General features: G+C 72.9%; 19 protein-coding genes. 4 read left to right on the top strand and 15 right to left on the bottom strand.

Annotation, left to right across the window (positions count from 1 at the left end; genetic code table 11):
• Window positions 1-31: 31 nt before the first annotated feature.
• The 12 genes from ACH34S_RS11175 to ACH34S_RS11120 form a co-directional block, all read right to left on the bottom strand.
• The gene (locus ACH34S_RS11175) at window positions 32-247 is read right to left on the bottom strand and encodes a hypothetical protein (protein WP_395952451.1); all 216 of its coding nucleotides are present in this window, start codon (window positions 245-247) and stop codon (window positions 32-34) included.
• A gap of 140 nt (window positions 248-387) precedes the next feature.
• Window positions 388-1,077: a hypothetical protein gene (locus ACH34S_RS11170; protein WP_395952450.1), complete on the bottom strand. Its 690-nt coding sequence runs from the start codon at window positions 1,075-1,077 to the stop codon at window positions 388-390.
• A gap of 127 nt (window positions 1,078-1,204) precedes the next feature.
• Window positions 1,205-1,720, bottom strand: coding sequence for a hypothetical protein (locus tag ACH34S_RS11165; RefSeq protein ID WP_395952449.1), 516 nt, complete (start codon window positions 1,718-1,720; stop codon window positions 1,205-1,207).
• A 105-nt stretch (window positions 1,721-1,825) separates the two neighbouring features.
• Entirely contained in the window at window positions 1,826-3,175 is a 1,350-nt protein-coding gene (locus ACH34S_RS11160; protein ID WP_395952448.1) for an AAA family ATPase, read from the bottom strand.
• Window positions 3,172-4,644, bottom strand: a complete 1,473-nt coding sequence (locus ACH34S_RS11155; RefSeq protein WP_395952447.1) for a hypothetical protein — start codon at window positions 4,642-4,644, stop codon at window positions 3,172-3,174. Before ACH34S_RS11155 ends, ACH34S_RS11160 begins: the two co-directional genes overlap by 4 nt.
• Window positions 4,645-4,651: 7 nt before the next feature.
• Window positions 4,652-5,746, bottom strand: coding sequence for a hypothetical protein (locus ACH34S_RS11150; RefSeq protein ID WP_395952446.1), 1,095 nt, complete (start codon window positions 5,744-5,746; stop codon window positions 4,652-4,654).
• A complete protein-coding gene (locus tag ACH34S_RS11145) occupies window positions 5,743-6,675 on the bottom strand; it encodes a hypothetical protein (RefSeq protein WP_395952445.1) in 933 nt (310 codons plus the stop codon). Before ACH34S_RS11145 ends, ACH34S_RS11150 begins: the two co-directional genes overlap by 4 nt.
• 110 nt (window positions 6,676-6,785) lie before the next feature.
• Window positions 6,786-7,388 (bottom strand): class I SAM-dependent methyltransferase, encoded by a 603-nt coding sequence (locus tag ACH34S_RS11140; RefSeq protein ID WP_395952444.1) that lies wholly within the window; start codon window positions 7,386-7,388, stop codon window positions 6,786-6,788.
• A gap of 2 nt (window positions 7,389-7,390) precedes the next feature.
• A complete protein-coding gene (locus ACH34S_RS11135; RefSeq protein WP_395952443.1) occupies window positions 7,391-7,780 on the bottom strand; it encodes a VOC family protein in 390 nt (129 codons plus the stop codon).
• A gap of 77 nt (window positions 7,781-7,857) precedes the next feature.
• Window positions 7,858-8,724, bottom strand: coding sequence for an NAD(P)-dependent oxidoreductase (locus ACH34S_RS11130; protein ID WP_395952442.1), 867 nt, complete (start codon window positions 8,722-8,724; stop codon window positions 7,858-7,860).
• Between the two features lie 78 nt (window positions 8,725-8,802).
• Window positions 8,803-9,942 (bottom strand): phosphotransferase enzyme family protein, encoded by a 1,140-nt coding sequence (locus ACH34S_RS11125; RefSeq protein WP_395952441.1) that lies wholly within the window; start codon window positions 9,940-9,942, stop codon window positions 8,803-8,805.
• A gap of 151 nt (window positions 9,943-10,093) precedes the next feature.
• Window positions 10,094-10,495 (bottom strand): nitroreductase family deazaflavin-dependent oxidoreductase, encoded by a 402-nt coding sequence (locus ACH34S_RS11120; RefSeq protein WP_395952440.1) that lies wholly within the window; start codon window positions 10,493-10,495, stop codon window positions 10,094-10,096.
• Window positions 10,496-10,644: 149 nt separating this feature from the next.
• Here ACH34S_RS11120 and paaI point away from each other — a divergent pair, with 149 nt between their 5' ends.
• Complete coding sequence (paaI, locus tag ACH34S_RS11115) at window positions 10,645-11,082, top strand: hydroxyphenylacetyl-CoA thioesterase PaaI (RefSeq protein ID WP_395952439.1); 438 nt, start codon at window positions 10,645-10,647, stop codon at window positions 11,080-11,082.
• Between the two features lie 31 nt (window positions 11,083-11,113).
• Here paaI and ACH34S_RS11110 read toward each other — a convergent pair whose 3' ends face one another.
• Window positions 11,114-11,980, bottom strand: a complete 867-nt coding sequence (locus ACH34S_RS11110; RefSeq protein WP_395953306.1) for a helix-turn-helix domain-containing protein — start codon at window positions 11,978-11,980, stop codon at window positions 11,114-11,116.
• Window positions 11,981-12,611: 631 nt separating this feature from the next.
• On the opposite strand from ACH34S_RS11110, the gene ACH34S_RS11105 reads away from it, so the two are divergent.
• Window positions 12,612-12,920, top strand: a complete 309-nt coding sequence (locus ACH34S_RS11105) for a hypothetical protein (RefSeq protein WP_395952438.1) — start codon at window positions 12,612-12,614, stop codon at window positions 12,918-12,920.
• A gap of 442 nt (window positions 12,921-13,362) precedes the next feature.
• On the opposite strand, the gene ACH34S_RS11100 is transcribed toward ACH34S_RS11105, so the two are convergent.
• A complete protein-coding gene (locus ACH34S_RS11100) occupies window positions 13,363-14,142 on the bottom strand; it encodes an ABC transporter permease (protein ID WP_395952437.1) in 780 nt (259 codons plus the stop codon).
• Window positions 14,139-15,143: an ABC transporter ATP-binding protein gene (locus ACH34S_RS11095; RefSeq protein ID WP_395952436.1), complete on the bottom strand. Its 1,005-nt coding sequence runs from the start codon at window positions 15,141-15,143 to the stop codon at window positions 14,139-14,141. The genes ACH34S_RS11100 and ACH34S_RS11095 overlap by 4 nt, the downstream gene beginning before the upstream one ends.
• Before the next feature lie 141 nt (window positions 15,144-15,284).
• Between ACH34S_RS11095 and ACH34S_RS11090 the strand changes: the two genes are divergently transcribed.
• Both ACH34S_RS11090 and ACH34S_RS11085 read left to right on the top strand, forming a co-directional pair.
• The gene (locus tag ACH34S_RS11090) at window positions 15,285-16,466 is read left to right on the top strand and encodes a sensor histidine kinase (protein WP_395952435.1); all 1,182 of its coding nucleotides are present in this window, start codon (window positions 15,285-15,287) and stop codon (window positions 16,464-16,466) included.
• Between the two features lie 7 nt (window positions 16,467-16,473).
• Window positions 16,474-17,124 (top strand): response regulator, encoded by a 651-nt coding sequence (locus ACH34S_RS11085; RefSeq protein ID WP_395952434.1) that lies wholly within the window; start codon window positions 16,474-16,476, stop codon window positions 17,122-17,124.
• Window positions 17,125-17,337: the final 213 nt, after the last annotated feature.

Genomic DNA, 17,337 nt, shown 5'->3' with positions numbered 1-17,337 from the left:
CGCATCCCCGGCGGGCCCGGTGCCACCGGGCTCAGCCGTACTTCGCCACCACGTAGGCCGCCAGCACCACCACCACGGTGATGATCGCCACGTGGCCGCGCTCGCGCGCCACGGCCTGCCGCAGGTTGCTGACGCGCCTGCGGCCGAGCCGCAGGTCCGACACGGCGCGGCGAGCGCGTTCCCAGTGGACGCCCGTGTAGACGGCCAGGGCGGCGATCCCGGCCAGGAGCAAAGCGTTTCCGCTCATTGGACCCGCCTCCGTTATCGCGGAAGCTCAGATTGAACACCCGGAGCGGACCGCCTGGCCATGTCCGGCGACACATTTCAAGGATTCAGGCGGAACCGGACATCGTTCACGGCCGACGGATCATCGGCCGCGCGAGTCGATCAGCTCCCGAACCGCTCGGGATCGATCTCGATCCAGATCTGCTCGGCGCGGCCCAGCAGCCGCCCGTCCGCCCCGTACAGCGCCGTCGCCGCATGCGTCTTGCGGCCCTCGCTGCTGCGCGCGAGCCCGATCACGACGCATCGCTCGCCCGCGTCCGGGACGTCCATGACCTGCCCGGTCATCGTGCCGAGCACGGCCGGACGGCCCGCGAAGGCGAACGACCAGCCGCCGGGGCAGTCCAGCGCCGCCCACACCAGCTCCCGCTCGGGCACCCGCTCCGGCACCCAGGGCGTCGCGACCACACCGTCCGCCACCGGACCCGGTGCGAGCCCGAGCCCGACGTCAGGGTCCTGGTCGGGCCCGCAGACGAAGCAGCGCGGGAACGGGTTGTGCTCCGCCGCCCGGTACTTCTCCGCCCCGGCGAGCGCCTCCTCGAACGAGACGGGCGCGATGGGCGGCACCACGATCGCCCCCGCGAGGGCCTCGGCGACGAGCTGGTCCCCGTCCCAGAGCCGCACGCTGTGGCCGCGCTCGTCCTCCGTCGTGACGGTCAGCTCGGTGTCCAGCGGCGGCGGCCGCCGCAGCGTCACCGTCACCGTGTCGACCGGCACCCGCCCGGCGAGCCGCCCCGCCACATACCCGCCGTTGCCCGACCCGTCGGGCCCGCGAAAACGTCCATCGATGATCATCTGCTGCTTCCCCCGTGCTCGCCACCACACACCCAAAACGGCATCGATCATAAACCGCACCACCGACACCCACACACCACACCCGGACGTAGCAGCACCGGGGGTTCCAGGGGGTCGACCCCCTGGGCTACACAGCCCGGGACGGTTGGGGGCGGCCTGGGCGGGTGGTGAAGAAGACGGAGAGGGAGCCCTGGAGGCGTGCGCGGGCGGTCTCCTCGTCGACGGGGCCGTCCGCGGGGACGGGGGTGCGGTCGAGGGCGCGGTCGATGAGGACGTCGACATTGCGGTCGGCGACGAGCACCGAGCACGTGTCGCACGCGTACCACGGGTAGAGCATGTTCAGGACGGCGACGGCGGTGTCGTCGTCCGACAGGTGCGTCGTGTCGAGCTCTACCTCGAACATGTCGGTGTCTTCGGGGTCGAGCGTGGGGTAGTAGAGCCACCTCGGCCCGGGCGCGGCGCAGAAGTCGCAGGTCTGGTCCTGCTGGGCGGGCTCGCCGACGGCCAGCTCCAGCTCGTGGTCCCAGGGCTCGACACGCCGGTTGTGGCGGTATCCGACCCCGTCGAGCGACCCCTCGCGGTTGTGCGTGACGTCGTGGACCTCGCCGCCGCAACGGGCGCACATGAAGCCGATGTCCTCCATGTCCCTCCCCCTGATCGCTGAGGCACCCCGAACTCACAGTATCCGTCCGGGGCGCCGGCTCGTAACGGTCGGCGCGATCTTCGGCATGAAGATCGCCGGCCGCGGCTAGTCTCCCGGGACTCGATGGCGGGCCAGGTGCGCCAGGACGGACTGGTTGGCCTCCCAGCCGTCCGGGAACTTCACCGGCACGCCGAGGTGCACGGGTTCCGCGGACGGGTGCGCGTCCAGCAGCTCCGGAATGCCCGCCCGCGCCACCACGATGCAGGCGTGCCGGTGCCGGGACGTCAGCACGCACAGCCGCCCCGACTCCAGATGGAACGCGGTGGCGTCGCGGCGTCCGGACAGCGGGTGCAGGACGACCGTCGCGTCGTACTCGCGGCCCTGGAGCCGGTTCGCGGTGTCGACGGTGATGCCGTCGCCGTGCCGGCCGAGCGCGGCGCGGATCGCGGTGACCTGGTCGCGGTGCGCCGCCCCGATCGCGACCCGCGCGGCGTCCACCGGCCGCGACCCCAGCTCGGAGTGCGCGACGGGACCGCGCTGCAGCAGCCGGACGGCCAGCGCCGCCGTCGCGCGGACGGCCTCGGCGTCGGTGCGCAGCGTGTGCCGCGCGGGCAGCTCGTAGAGGGCCCAGCCGGTGGCCGCGGCCTCTTCGAGCGCCCGGTCGTAGGTGGTGCCCATGCCGCCCGCGCCGAACTCCAGCCGCCGGTCGCCCGGGCCGGTCCCGGCGCGGAAGCCGGTGAACGGGTAGAACGCGTCCGACACGACGGGCGCGGCCGACGCGGGCAGCCGCCACGACACCGGCAGCCGGTGGACGGGCAGGCCCGGGTTGTGCGCCAGCAGGACGGACACGGCGCTGCGCATCGGGTCCCAGGTCAGGCCCGCCCAGCGTTCGACCTCGACCGTGGAGAACGGGTCGAGCTGCCCCGGGTCGCCGACGAACAGCGCGCGCTCGAAGCGCCCGGCGATGCGCAGGAGCATGTCGGAGCGCATCTGGTACGCCTCGTCCACGATCGCCCACGGCCAGGAGCCCTCGGGCAGCGTCGCCCATTTCGCGGCAGTGGCGATCACGACGGTGTGCTCGGCGAGGTCGCCGGCCTTCTGCGCGACCCGCACCGCCGGATGCGCCAGCACCCGCTCGGACGGCACATACCCGGAGGCGGAGAGGCGGCCGAGCGTGATATCGGGGTGCTTGCCCGCGATCCGCTCGATGAGGTCGTCCACCTGCTCGTTCGTCTGCGCCACGATCATCAGCCGCTCGCCCGCCGCGGCCAGGTGCGCGGCGGCCCGCACCACCAGCGTCGACTTGCCCGCGCCCGGCGGGGAGTCGACCACCACCCCGCGATGCCCGCCGCCGAGGTCGGCCAGGACATCGTCGACGACCCGCGCCGCGGCCTCGGCGGGGTCGAGATCGTCCGTGTGCACGGGTGCCAGGTGGCGGGTTGCGTGTTCGGTCACGACCAGTCCTCCTCGGCGTCCTCTTCGGTCGGCACGTACTCGTCGGGCGGGCCGCCGTGCGTCCACGGCGTGTCCTCGCGGTCGGGGAACTTCGCCGCGCCGAACGACCCGTCGGTGAGGGAGGTGAAGCAGACCCGGTCGCCGTCCTGCGGGACGGTGCCCGGCTCGGGGGTGAGCTTGCGGCCCATCCCGCCCGTCAGTTCCAGCAGCACGGCCCCGTCCTCGACCTCGATGATCTTTCCCTTGAGCGCCGGACGGGCCGCGTTGCAGACGGTCGTCCCGGCGTCGAGGCGCACCGGGTCCTGCGTCTCGACGCGCAGGTGCGGGCGCAGTTTGGGGCGTTTGCCCGTCTCGTCCAGGCGGGTCGGGTCGCATCCGGTCACGACGCCGCCGAACGCCTGGCCCGCCAGCCGGTGCTCGGCCATGACCAGGGGGTCGTCGAAGGCGCGCTGCGCGTCGTAGGCGTCCTGCGCGCGTTCGAGGTCGTGCAGCCGCCGCGCCGCCCGGACGGGCGGATCGCGGCGGGCCTGCGGATACGCCTCGCCGAACGTCTGGTGGTAGTAGGTGAAGGCGTCGCGGTCGCGTTCCCAGCGTCCCGGCACGCTCGCGCCTTCGGGCAGGGCGCGCAGGACGTCGGCGGCCTGCCACATCAGGTCCCAGGTCGGGGTGAGCTGGCCGGCGAGGGCGTCGCGGAGGCGTTCCTCGGCGCGGGAGCCGGGGCCCGACCGGTCGTAGGCGGCGACCGCCGGGGCGAGGACCTCGTTGTCGAACGTCGGGTCGGTCGCCGGGCCCGCGGGCGGGCAGATCACCGGGTCTTCGGCGCGGGCCGCCGCCTCCGGCCCGGTCAGGCCGTCCGGCGGGTCGATCCAGCCGAGCAGTGCGGCGAGGTTGCCGTCCTCCAGGGAGCTCTGGCCCGTCGCCCAGTGCAGCCGCAGCAGCTCCGTCATCGCGCCGAGCAGCGACGACCCGGGATGGTCGTGCCGGTCGGCGAACCAGGTCAGCCACCGTCCGAGCACCGGGACGGCCGGGTCGACCGCGTACGGGCCCTCGGTGCTGCGGAACCGTGTGGAGCGTCCCATCAGCCGCAGGAACGCGACGCCGCCCCGGTTCGGGACGAGGAGCTGCGGCGCGTTCCCGTACCGGATGCGCTCGTCGCCGTCCTTGCCGGGCGGGAGTTCCTCCACATCGCCACGGCTCGTCTCGATGTGGTTCAGGACGAGCTTGGCGAAGTCGGCGGCGAACGCGAACCGCAGGTCACGGTTGCGGGGCTGCGGCACCACAAGCAGCGACGGGGCGTCGCGCTTGCTCCCGGCCATTACCGCGAGCGGCGCGGCGGCCTCACCGGCGAGCTTCAGCGGGACGAGCACCAGCGGCGAGTCCGACAGGTGGCAGTGCCGCACCGTCGCGAGCGGCCGCGCGACCCCGGCCGCCGTCGCCTCCAGCCGGGCGAGCGAAGTCAGCGCGCTCACGCCCGCATCACGCGGCCCCGGACAGGGCCTCGGCGCGCAGCCGGGCCGCCGCGCGCAGCTGCTCGGCCGTCTCCGCCAGATCGTCGGACGGCGTCAGCGACCCGTCCGCCAGCGCGAGCGCCGTGCCGATCGTGTCGATCCCGCCGAGATCGTCGCGGACGGACCGGCCCAGCGCGCCCGTCTCGCCGCAGGCCCGCGCCTCGTCCCGGCAGAACAGCGCCATCTCGCAACCCGCCATGCACTCCGGCGCGTACCGCGCCTGCACCGCCCGGACCGACGCGCCGAGCTCCTCACCGGGCTCGAACGTCAGGCCCGCGGGCAGCTCCGCCAGAATCGTGTCGACGCGGGTGAGCCGCGCGAGCTGCCGTTCGAGCACGGCGAGTTGCGGCCGCACGTCCAGCGGCGTCGCGGACGGACGGTTCGAGAAGTTCTCCGGGCAGACCAGGAACACCTCGTGCGACACCCGCTCCGGATCGTGGCCCAGCTCGGTCACGAGGCGGCGCAGCGCCAGCACGTACACCGCCGACTGGCGCGCCGCCGCGGCGACCTGCTCCGGCTCGGCCTGCCCGTCCACGACGGCGAACGACTTGATCTCGATGACGTGCAGCCGGCCCGCGAACTGGAACGCGATCACGTCCGGCTCCAGGTAGGCGGGACGCCCGGCGATCTCCAGCCGCAGCAGCGGATGGTCGAACAGCGTGCCCTCACCGGTCTCCAGCGCGCGGGCGAGGAGCCGGCGGGTGCGCGAATGCCGCAGCTCGCGGCCCTCGTTCCCGGCGACCACCTCCAGATCGTCGTAGGCGACCTCGGGGACGTCGAGGCCGAGCCGGTCGCGCAGCAGCGTCAGGAGCTCGGCGCAGCCGTCCGCCTTCACCTGCGCCTCGAACACGTTCCCGCGCGTGATCGCGAACTGCGACTGCCCGAACGGCGCGGGAAAGCCCAGCTCCCGCGCCACCGCGTCCTTGTCGACGCCGGCCGCGTCCATCACCCCGCGCCGGGCGCAGCCGGGATTGGACGTCAGCGCGGCGATCGTGCGGGCGTCGTGATTGCGGGGCGGTGCGGCGCCGCGCAGCCGGTCCAGGTCCGGCGCGGTGTCGGTCATCGGTCGGTCTCTCCACTCAGGGCGGGGTTGGCGGCGGAGCTTGGGCGAGGTCCGGAGCGTTGTGCGGTGCGGCGCCGTCCGGAGCCCTGGACGGCCCGGAGCCGGCTGCCGAAGAGCCGATCCGCGTCGTCGAGCCGGTCCCGGGCGCGGCGCGCGGCGGACGCGCGCCGCCGCCGGTCGGCCTCCCGGTGCACGTCCAGCTCGGCGCGGGCGGCCTCGGCGAGCGCGGCCGGATCGGCGGTACCGACCGTACCGGTCGCGGCACCGGGAATGTTGGACGCGAAACGCCACAGCAGCCGCTGCACCGCGGGTGACGGCGTCCCGCGTCCGGCGGCGGCGTGCTCGGCGAGCCGGGCGGCGGCGGTGAGGAAGTCGGTGCGCGGGCTCAGCGGTCCGACGATCCGCTGCTCCAGCGGCCACGTGCTGACGGTGAGCAGCCCGCGCGCGGGCGCGAGCAGGTCGGCGGTCAGCGCGGCGCACAGGTAGTACGGCCGCGCGTAGGGGGCCGTGCGGAAGGAGCGCTCCTCGTCGCGCCGCAGGCTCGTCAGCCGGGTGGACGGGATCTCGCCCGGGAAGAACGTCGCGTACACGGCCCCGATCAGCTTCGGCGCGGCGGGCGCGCCGATCAGGGTCAGCGCCTGGTGAACCTGCTCACGGACCGGGAGCAGCCCGCGCTCTCCCTCCCCGGTTGCGCGCTTCCCGGTTTTGCTCTGCCCGGTCTCCCGTTCGCCGGGTTTGCGTTTCGCGGCTTCGGGGTCGTCGCCGAGGACGGCGTCGTCCCAGGCCTGCTCCGCGTCGCGCAGCTCGGCGCGCAGCTCGCGGGCCCTCCGCCGGTCGCCCGCCGCGATGGCCCGCCGGACCGTGGCGCGCAGCTCCGCGATGCGCGCCTCCAGCTCGTCGGGGGTCGGGACGCCGGGGGGCCTGGACATGCGGCAGACAGTACAGCCGCAGCCCGACACTTCCAGCCTTTTCCAGCTTTCGCATGTCGCACCGGAACGGTCAGCGCGGTTCCCACCGGTTCAGCGCGATTGCCGGCGGTTCAGCGCGGTTTCCGCCATGCGATGGAGTAGCGCCAGAGAAGGTGCCGCTGGAAGACGGCGCCGGGCAGCAGCCGCAGGGCCTCGTCGCGCACCTCGTCCCACGTCATGTCCGGGTCGGCGATGGGGGCGCCTGGTCCGCCGTCCGCGCGCCGCCGGTTGCGGAGGCGGTGGACGTGGTGCACGGGGACGCCGGCCACCGCATACGCCCAGTCGCGGAGGCTCCCGTTCCTCGCCAGGCTGATGACCACCAGGCTTCCGCCGGGACAGACGGCATCGCGCATCGCCGTCAGCCCCTTGACGAAGTCCATGTGGTGGATCGCGGCGACGCTGCAGACGAAGTCGTAGTGGTCCTCGGGCAGGTCGTACTCGAGCAGCCCCGACTCGACGAAGTCGACGTTGCCGACCCCGGCGCTCAGCGCCTTCGCCTTGAGGATCATCTCCGGCGACCGGTCGAGCCCGGTGACGTGCCGGGCACGCGGCGCCAGCCGCCGCACGAGCAGCCCGTCACCGCAGCCGACGTCCAGCGCCTCGCGGCACCCGCGCGGCACGCCGCGCAGCACGACGCCGTGGTAGTGCGTGTTGTGGTTCCAGTAGCCGGTCATCGTCACGAGCGCGGGTCGCGGCGCAGCGGATGGGCGTCCGGGACCTCCACGATGACGATCTTGACGCCGTCCGGGTCCTCGATCCACATCTCGACCAGGCCCCACGGCTCCGCGCGCGGCTCCCGCGTGACGCGCGCCCCGGCCGCCGCGAGCCGCTCGTGCTCGGCCCGGACGTCCCGCACCTGGAGCCAGATCATGGGCGACGAGCCCGGCTCGCCCGCGCCGTGGCCCGACACCTCCAGGAACCCCGGCCCGAGGAAGAACACGACGCCGGGCGAGCCGGCCGGGCCGAACTCCCGGTACGTCGCGAGCCCGAGCACGTCCCGGTAGAAGCGCTGGGTGCGGGCCGGATCGGCCGGTCGCAACAGGATGCGGCTGCTCAGAACGTCCATGCCCACCATCCTCACCCCTGCCCGCCGCCCGCCCGGCACCACCCCGCCCCCCGCCGGCAGGCCCGCCGGGCGGCGGTTCAGGCCGGGAAGCTCGCGCGGTACGTGGCGGCCATGTCCTCGTCGCCGCGCCCCTGCTCGATGACGCGGCGGAACCGCTCACCGGACGCGTCGTTGACGTCGACCCGGATGCCCGCGGCCTCGGCGGCCTCGTGGATCAGCCGGGTGTTCTTCTCCGCGTTGCGGACGGCGAAGCTCGGCTCGAAATCGTCCGTGAGCATCGCCTTCATCTTCACCTGCAGATAGGCGTTGTCGAGCGGGCCGCCGGTGAGGACCTCGCCGAGCAGGGCCGGGTCGAGCCCGAGCCCCTCCGTCAGCGCGATCGACTCGGCGATGACGGACGTCAGCGAGATCGCGTAGCTCACGGCGGCGAGCTTGAGCCGGGTGCCCGCGCCGCTCGCGCCGTCGTCGTCAAGCCAGTGCGTCCTGGACCCGAGCACGCCGAACAGCGGGTCGAGGATGGTCCGCGCGCTCTCGGGCCCGGCCGCGAGGACGACCAGTTTCCCCTGCTCGGCGGGCTGCTTGGTGCCCTGGACGGGCGCGTCGGTGAACGTGAGCCCGTGCTGGGCGGCGAATTCGGCGAGCCGCGGCACGTCCGCGACACCGACCGTGCCCATCTGCGCCCAGACCTGCCCCTCCCGGAGCCCCGGCGACGCCTCCGCCAGCACCGTCAGGGCCGTATCACCGTCGTTCAGCATCGTGATGATCACGTCGGCGCCGGTGACGGCCTCGGCGGGGGAGTCCGCGACGGTCGCGCCGTCCGCGGCCAGGGGTTCGGCGCGCGACCGGGTGCGGTTCCACGCCGCGACCTGATGGCCGCCCTTGAGCAGGTTCCGGGCCATCGCCGCGCCCATGATCCCGGTGCCGAGCATCGCGACTGCGCTCATCGTCCACTCCTTTTAGACTGATCGATCCAGAATTTGTACCACACGACGCGTCCCTACCCTGTGGCCCGGCGGCGAAGGCTAGCCGAACGCGGGGTTGTCGCTGAACGCCGGGCCGTCGCCGGACGCGTCCGAATGGACGGCGGTGTACGGGGCGGCGAACGCGTCGAGCGTCCGGTCGAGCTGCGCCGACCACCAGGACACCAGGGCCGCGGAGCCGCGCCCGCCCGCGCCGTCCTCGCCCAGGTACCGGTGCCGCAGCGACGCCACGTCGCAGAGCCGCTCCCACCACTCCCGGTGCACCGCCGACTGGATCTGCCCGGCGTCCAGCGGGAACGCCGAGCGGTGGCCGCGCACGAACGCCTGGACGCGGTCGAGGTCGAGCCCGCGCTCGTCGTCGCACGCGAACAGCCGCGCCGCGGCCCGCACGACCTCGCCGGCGACGGGACCGGTCGTCAGCGATCCCCAGCCGAGAACCGCCGTGACGTTGCCCGCCCCGCCGTATCGCAGGTGCCCGGCATGGAACGACCCGTGCAGATGCCCGACCGTGCTGACCTCGATCTCCGGCGGCTGGTGGTCGGCGAACTCGCCGAGCAGGTCGCGGCGCTCGCGCAGGCGGCGCCCGGTGAGCGCGTCGAAGTCGGTGCCGTCGCCGTCGCCGGGGACGTCCCGCAACATCGCCTCGACGGCTTCGGCCGCGGCGGCGGCGCGCGGCGTCGGGATCAGCAGGCTCTGCTGCACCGGCGGCGTCAGCCGGTCGAGCGCGGCGTGCAGGCGTCCGAGCAGCTCGCCGAGGGCCTCGCACTGGCCGAACGTGAGCTCTAACCCGTCGCGCCCGCGTCCGCCGACCCACGGATACAGGACGTAGCCGCGCCCGGCGGCGGTGACCAGCGTCCGGCCGCCGCGGGCGGGCAGCGGCGCGAGGACCGGCAGGCCGGCCTCGTCCAGCGCGGCGGTCACGGAATGCCGGAACAGCAGGCGGCGGCGGTCGGGCTCGGCGTACTCCTGGAGGTAGAACACCCCGCCGGCCGTTTCGACCCGCCAGCATCGCCGCCCGGCCTTGGCCCCGCCGAGCGGCTCGACACCGCCGAGCGGACCAGCGCCTCCGCCGGGCGTGTCCGGGGTGTTCCGCGGTCTCGGGGCGGCGGGCGGCGCCTCGATGTCCCAGCGCCTCAGCAGGCGTCGCGGCGGCTCGGTGTCAGCACTCTGTGACGTCGGCACCCCGGCACCTCGGCTGCGTCGGATGGACGATGGTCGAATGAATGTTCTACGGCGACGCTACACGCCCCGCCCCGCACCGCGAAAGAGAAACCGCCCGGCAGCGCCTCGGCCGCCCGGGCGCCGACGCCCTGGGCGCCCCCGGCCGTCCGGCTCAGACGCGTTCGAGGACGACCACCGGAATCTCGCGGTTCGTCTTCGTCTGGTACTCGTCGTAGTCGGGCCAGACGGCCGTCATCTTGGACCACAGCGCCGGCCTCTCCTCCGGTGTCGCGGTCCGGGCCCGCGCGGTGAACTTGTCGCCCTTCACCTGGACCTTCACTTCGGGATTCGCCTGGATGTTCTTGTACCAGAGTGGATGGTCGTCGTCGCCGCCCTTGGACGCCACGATGACATGGGCGTCCCCGTCGAGCTGGTAGATGAGCGGCGTCGTACGCTCCTTCCCGGTGCGGCGCCCGGTCGTGGTGAGCAGGAGCGTGACGGTGCCGTTCCAGTCGTGTCCTTCTGCGCCGTCCGTTTCCTGGTACCGCGCGACGTGTTCTTTTCCGTACAGCATGGGTTCTCCTAGGGTCGGGTCCGGCGGGTCCGGCGGGTCCGGCGGGTCGGTAACGGCCGTGCCGTGACACGGCCTCTCCGTAACGGCCGAACCCTAGATCACCTTCCCCGGACAGGCGTTCCGATACCGGCCTCTCCTACCCTGTCCACGTGGACGAGGCTGAGGTGGCGCGGCGATGCGCCGAAGCGATGTACGCACGCGACAAGGTGGCGCAGGACCTCGCCATGCAGATCACCGAGATCGCGCCCGGGCGGGCACGGCTGCGTATGACGGTCGGCGACACGATGGTGAACGGCCACGGCATCGCCCACGGCGGATACGTCTTCCTGCTGGCCGACACGGCGTTCGCCTACGCGTGCAACACCCACGACGCGGTGACGGTCGCGGCGTCCGCAGATGTCGTGTTCGTCGCGCCTGCCCGGAGCGGGGACGTCCTGGAGGCGACGGCGGTGGAACGCACCCGCTACGGCCGCAGCGGAATCTACGACGTCACGGTCCGCCGTGTCCCAGGCGGCGAGGTCGTCGCGGAGTTCCGCGGCGGGAGCCGGAGCCGCGACGAGCCCGTCCTGGACCCACCGGCCACCTAGCACGGCGGGCGCGGGCTGGGGCTCGGGCGGGTCAGGCGTCGTGCAGGATGTCGGCGAGATAGTCCGCTGTCCGGTCGGGGCGGGCGGCGGTGATGCAGAGGTTGTTCATGGCGCGCATGTAGGTGTCGACGTCCGTCGGCTTGTCGAGGTAGAGCGCGCTGGTGAGCTGCTCCAGGTAGACGACGTCGGACAGGCCGGGCTCGGCGAACCGCAGGATCGTGAACGGGCCGCCCGCGGCGGCGTGGCCGCCTGCGCCGAACGGCACGATCTGCAGCGTGACGTTGGGCAGTTCCGACATCTCGATCAGATGCTTGATCTGCTGCCGCATCACCTCGCGGCCACCGAGCGGGCGGCGCACGACCGCCTCGTCGACGACGGCCCACAGCGTCGGCGCGCCCGGTGAGGTGAACCGCGCCTGCCGGGTCGTGCGGAGCTGCACGCGCCGCTCGACCTCGTCCTCGGCGGCGTCGGAGAAGCCCAGCCGGACGACGGCGCGCGCGTAGTCTTCGGTCTGGAGCAGGCCGGGGACGAACTGCAGCTCGTATGCGCGCAGGAGCGACGCCGCCTCCTCCAGGCCGAGGTAGACCTCGAACCAGCTCGCGAGGACGTCGCCGTACCGGTGCCACCAGCCGGGGGTGTTGGCCTCCTTCGCCAGCTCCAGCAGCGACGCGCGCTCGGCGGCGTCGGACACCCCGTACAGCGTGAGCAGATCGGAGACGTCGCGCTCCTTGAAGCCGACGCGGCCGAGCTCCATCCGGCTGATCTTGGAATGCGAACCGCGGATCTCATAGCCCGCCTGCTCGGTGGAGATTCCCTTCGCCTCGCGCATCCGGCGGAGCTGAGCGCCGAGCAGAATGCGCAGCACCGTCGGCCCGCCGCGGCGGGGATATTCGATCAGCCGTCCGGCCGGATCACCTTCGGACGGAGGTGTGGAGGCAGCTGAATCCTGGGCCAAGGGGTCACCAGCCAGTCGACGGTCTACTTCGGAGCGCGGTACGGCACCGGCCCCATGTTAGAGGATGGGACCGCCTTTTTGGGAAGGTCGAATAAGGCGTTCGAGGCGCAAGGTCGCCGCCCCGCGCCCAGGCCGCCGACCGGCGGACACACCCTGTGACCAGTGCTGTCAGTGGCCGGACGACTGCGGAACGTGGTGCTCCTCCCGGCCCGGCCCGGCGGCTTGACTTTTCCCGTCGGAGGCGCCGGTCATGGTGCACGAATTGGCCGGTGTTCGCCAGTGCCGACGACGGCCAATCTGGGGAGGTGGCCATTTTCACATCCGACTTGTATGGCGGCTGAATGAAGGACGCTCCGCAATCCGGTGAATATTTGGGGACCGTGCCATCGAACAGATCATGTCAGAACGGCATGGGCCCCAGGTCGCCGGTGACGCGCGGGTGATGAAGGTCTCGTCCGGCACGGGGAAGATCTGCGACGGCGAGACGTTTCACTGGTTGCGACAGGCGATCATCGTCGCCTCTCCTTATTAGCGCCGCGCGGGACGCGGCTGTCACAGTGCACCTGGGGGAATCATGAATATTGTTCGCGAACGACCGGAGATCCGATTCCTGACCTCGGGCGATGTCACGGCGCACGAGCGGGCGGCGGCGGAGCGGGCCGTCCGGCGCGCACTGGAATCCGCGCACGGCGTCTCATCCGTTCAGGTCACGCTGAGTGTCGTGGCCGACCCGTCGCTGCCGCGCCCGGCCCTGGCCCAGGCGATCGTCGACCTGGACGGCCGCCGCGTCCGCGCCCAGGCCGCCGCGCCGCGCATCCTCGAGGCCATCGACCTCCTCCGCGAACGCCTCGCGCTCCGCGCGTCCTCCCTACAGGCACGCTGAACGAGCCTGCCCGCAGCCCCACCGACGGCGGCGCCCCCAAACCGGCGCCGCCGTCGACCAGCGCCCCGCTTTGCGCCCCGGCTCCGCCCGCACCCACCAGCCGGCCACCGCCCCGGCCCCCTTCAGGACGACACCGTCCGGAGCATCCCCGCCCCGGGCTGTCAGACCCGCGCCCGCTCGCCGCGCCTGTCGCTCGTCCCGAGACGCACCGTTCCAGACCCACGGCCCTAGATGCGCCGTCCTGAGACGAACCGTCCTGAGGCGCACCCCCCTAAAGGCGCGCCCTCTAGGGCGCAGCCCCTTGAGACGAACCGTTCTAAGGCGCACGGCCCTGGATGCATCCTCTTAAGGCGCCCGGTTGTGAGCCGCACGGACCGAGATTCATCGCCCTGAGGCAGCACCTGCAGTTGACGTGGCTCGCGGTTGACATGGGGGGCAGGGGTCAGGCGTCGCGGCGCGACAGGACGATGCCCGCGAGCACGAGCGGGACGAGCGCGTACGCCAGCATCACACCCGCCGCCGCGGCCGGGGACAGCAGGTCGCCGTAGATGGAGTGGTCCGCGCTGCGCCCGGCGACCTGGCCGGGCAGCGCACCGGGCAGCACCGATCCGACCCGCTCGTTCCACGGCTCCGGAAGCTGGAAGGTCAGCAGCGGCAGGACGTGCCACAGGAAGACCACCGACACGAGCGCTCCCGCCGTCGAGCGCAGCAGCACGCCCAGCGACACCCCGAGCAGCGCGAAGACCACCACCGATGTTCCCGCGACGGCGAAGTCCGGCAGGTCGTGCGCGATGGACGCCCGCTGGTCGGGGAAGGGCCGGTCGCCGACGACGAGCCGCGTCCCCAGAAGCGAGCCGATCGACATGACCTCGCCCGCGACCAGGGCGACCGTCCCGACCACCGCCGCCTTGGCGGCAAGGACCGTCCCACGCCGGGGCATCACGGCCAGGGTCGTGCGGATCATGCCGGTCCGATATTCGGACGTGACGGACAGCACGCCGAGAACGCCCAGGCAGAGCGCCGCCGCCCAGGCGCCGAGCTCCTGAAGGGGACGCAGCGTGAAATCAGCCCGGCGTTCGGCGGACAGACCGTCCCATATGTGCGCCATCTGGAATGCCATCAGCAGGACGAACAGGAAGAATCCGCCCACGGCCGCCAGCGTCCAGTACGTCGAGCGGACCGAGCGCAGCTTCCACCACTCCGCCGCCACCGCGTCGATCACGACGCCACCGTCCCGAACTCGGTGCGCCCGGCCGTCAATTCCATGTAAGCCTCCTCCAGCGAGGCACTTTGCGACTTCACCTCGTACAGCGGAATGCCGTGCGCGGCCGCCGCGTCCCCGATCGCGGCGACGTCCAGCCCGTTCACCGTGAGCACACCTCCAGGCACCGACTCGACGGCGCCGCCGCCCGGCACCGACTCCACCGAGCCGCCGGGCACCGACTTGACGGCGCCACCCGGTATCGAGTCGACGGTGCCTCCCGGCATCGAGTCGACGGTGCCTCCCGCCCTGGCGAGGACCGCCGTCAGCTCCGCCGGACGGGGCGTGCGGACGAGCACCCCGCGCCGGAACCGGTCCGCCAGCTCCCGCACCGACGTATCGGCGATCAGCCGGCCCCGCCCGATGATGATCAGCCGATCGGCGGTCAGTTCCATCTCCGTCATCAGATGGCTGGCGATCAGCACGGTCCGCCCGTCGGCGGCCAGCGAACGCAGCAGCTCCCGGATCCAGCGGACGCCGTCCGGGTCCAGGCCGTTCACCGGCTCGTCGAACATCAGCACGGCCGGATCGCCGAGGAGCGCCGCCGCGATCCCGAGCCGCTGCCGCATGCCGAGCGAGAACCCGCCGACCCGCTTACGCGCCACCCCGGCCAGGCCCACCTGCTCCAGAACCTCCGTCACCCGCCGGACCCCGATCCCGTTGCTGCGCGCCAGCCACCCGAGATGGTCGAACGCCCGCCGCCCGCCGTGCACGGCGCCCGCGTCCAGCAGCGCCCCCACCTCCCGCATCGGGCGGCGCAGCGCCGCGTACCGGGCGCCGTTCACCAGCGCCTCACCGGACGTCGCCGCGTCCAGCCCCAGCAGGATCCGCATGCTCGTCGATTTGCCTGCCCCGTTCGGCCCGAGGAACCCGGTCACCGCACCTGGCCGGACCGTGAACGACAGCCCGTCCACCGCCGTCGTCGCGCCGTAGCGCTTGGTCAGCTCGCGTACTTCGATCATGCGGTCAACCGTCGTGCTCGCCGACGCCGCGCACATCGGAGCGCGGTCGGACTCGCACGTCAGACCGTGCTCCGAGACCGTCCCGCCGCCTCCGACCCCGGGAGGACGCGCCCGTCCGGACCGTCCGGATACCGTCGTGACGTGGACGAATCCGAGCTGCGGCCCCCGCTCCTCCGGCGGCTCGGCAGGCGCGGCCTCATCGGCCTCGACACCGGGCTGGCCGTCACGTACACGCTCGCGCTGCTGATGTTCGCCACGGACACCGACCTCCCCCTTCTCCTTGCGATCCCGCTCGCCGCCGCGACCGGCCTGCCGCTCGCCGCCCGGCGGCTGTGGCCCGTCCCCGTCTTCGCCGCCGTCCTGTTCGCTTCGACCGCGACGTTCCTGCTCGGCCTGCCCTGGGACTTCTTCGCCGCCGCCGCGTTCGCCCTCTACCCGGTCGCGCTCACCCGCCGCCGCCGGCGCTGGATCCCGACGCCGCTGATCGGCACGGTCAGCGCCCTCCTCATCCTCGGCAGCGCGACGCTCGGGCCCACCAACTGGCAGGCCGAGATCATCGGCAAGGCACTGCTCGGCGTCGCGCTCCTCGGCGCGTCCTGGTCGCTCGGCCGCGGCGTCCGCGAGCGCCGCGCGCACGCCGCGCGCTCCGCCCGGCAGCTCGCCGACCAGGCCGTGTCGGACGAACGGCTCCGCATCGCCCGCGAGCTCCACGACGTGGTCGCGCACAGCATGAGCCTGATCGCCGTCAAGGCGGGCGTCGCCGTCCATGTCGCCGAGGCCCGCCCGGACGAGGCCGTCGACGCCCTCCGCGTCATCGAGACCACCAGCCGCGGCTCCCTCGCCGAGATGCGGCACCTCCTCGGCGTCCTCCGCAGCGCCCCGGGCTCCCCGGGCTCCCCGGGCTCACCGGGCTCGTCCGGCGACGCGGGCGCCGACCTCGCCCCCTCCCCGGGCCTCGCCGACCTGACGGCCCTCGCCGAGCGCGCCGCCATGGCCGGCGTCCAGGTGGACCTGCGCATGGACACCAGCGACCTCCCCGAAGGCGTCGGCCTCTCCACCTACCGCATCGTCCAGGAAGCGGTCACCAATGTGGTCAAGCACGCCGCCCCGGCCCGCTGCCGCGTCAGCATCCGGGACGACGGGCACCGCATCCGGATCGACGTCACCGACGACGGCCCCGGCGTGCGCGTGCTCCCGGGCGGGGACGGCCACGGACTCATCGGCATGCGCGAACGCGTCGCCATGTACGGCGGGGACTTCACCGCCGGACCCCGTCCCGAAGGCGGCTTCGCCGTGTCCGCCGTCTTCCCGTACGAGCCTTAGGAGCCCCTTGGAACTGCGCGTCCTCGTCGCCGACGACCAGGCCCTGGTGCGGGGCAGCTTCCGCGTCCTCCTCGACACGACTCCCGGCCTGCGCACCGTCGGCGAGGCGGGCACCGGCGCGGAGGCCGTCGAACTGGCCGAACGCGAACGCCCCGACGTCGTCCTCATGGACGTCCGGATGCCCGAGATGGACGGCATTGAGGCGACCCGGCGGATCTGCGCAGACCTCCCTGACATCCGCGTCCTGATCCTCACGACCTTCGACCTGGACTCCTACGTCTACTCCGCGCTCCGCGCAGGGGCCAGCGGCTTCCTCCTCAAGGACACCCCGCCCGCCGACCTCCTATCGGCCGTCCGCGTGGTGGCCGCCGGAGACTCCCTGCTCGCTCCCACGGTGACCCGCCGCCTGATCGCCGAGTTCGTCCGCCGCCCCGAGATCCAGCTCCCTCCGAGCCTGGACGGCCTCACCGACCGCGAACGGGAGGTCCTCACCCTCGTAGCCCGAGGCCTGTCCAACACCGAACTGGCCGAACACCTGCACCTCAGCCCCGCCACCGTCAAGACCCACATCGGACACCTCCTGGCCAAGCTCCAAGCCCGAGATCGCGCCCAACTAGTGATAGCCGCCTACGAATCCGGCCTAGTCCGCCCCCGCTGACGTCACACCCTTGGCAACCCGATCAACCAAGGACACCGCACTACGAGAAGCCAAGGCCCGACCAACCCACAGCGGCGCCAAGAGCCCGGTCACGTCCAGCGGAGTGGTGTAAGAGTCGCCTCCGCGTGATCCTGTTTCTGCAGGTTAAGCGGTGAGTTCTCGCTTGTCGATCTTGGGGTCGGGTGTGGTGTCTTCGATCACCCGCAAGCGTGC

The organism is Actinomadura sp. 3N508, from assembly GCF_044326375.1.
Lineage (GTDB): Bacteria > Actinomycetota > Actinomycetes > Streptosporangiales > Streptosporangiaceae > Spirillospora.
This window is presented reverse-complemented; position numbering and strand designations above follow the sequence as displayed.

Coding starts and splice junctions, on each gene's coding strand:
- ACH34S_RS11135 (WP_395952443.1), bottom strand. CDS start 7,780: ATGGACGTTCTGAGCAGCCGCATCCTGTTGCGACCGGCCGATCCGGCC.
- ACH34S_RS11095 (WP_395952436.1), bottom strand. CDS start 15,143: ATGATCGAAGTACGCGAGCTGACCAAGCGCTACGGCGCGACGACGGCG.
- ACH34S_RS11140 (WP_395952444.1), bottom strand. CDS start 7,388: ATGACCGGCTACTGGAACCACAACACGCACTACCACGGCGTCGTGCTG.
- ACH34S_RS11175 (WP_395952451.1), bottom strand. CDS start 247: ATGAGCGGAAACGCTTTGCTCCTGGCCGGGATCGCCGCCCTGGCCGTC.
- ACH34S_RS11105 (WP_395952438.1), top strand. CDS start 12,612: ATGAATATTGTTCGCGAACGACCGGAGATCCGATTCCTGACCTCGGGC.
- ACH34S_RS11170 (WP_395952450.1), bottom strand. CDS start 1,077: ATGATCATCGATGGACGTTTTCGCGGGCCCGACGGGTCGGGCAACGGC.
- ACH34S_RS11130 (WP_395952442.1), bottom strand. CDS start 8,724: ATGAGCGCAGTCGCGATGCTCGGCACCGGGATCATGGGCGCGGCGATG.
- ACH34S_RS11120 (WP_395952440.1), bottom strand. CDS start 10,495: ATGCTGTACGGAAAAGAACACGTCGCGCGGTACCAGGAAACGGACGGC.
- ACH34S_RS11145 (WP_395952445.1), bottom strand. CDS start 6,675: ATGTCCAGGCCCCCCGGCGTCCCGACCCCCGACGAGCTGGAGGCGCGC.
- ACH34S_RS11165 (WP_395952449.1), bottom strand. CDS start 1,720: ATGGAGGACATCGGCTTCATGTGCGCCCGTTGCGGCGGCGAGGTCCAC.
- ACH34S_RS11150 (WP_395952446.1), bottom strand. CDS start 5,746: ATGACCGACACCGCGCCGGACCTGGACCGGCTGCGCGGCGCCGCACCG.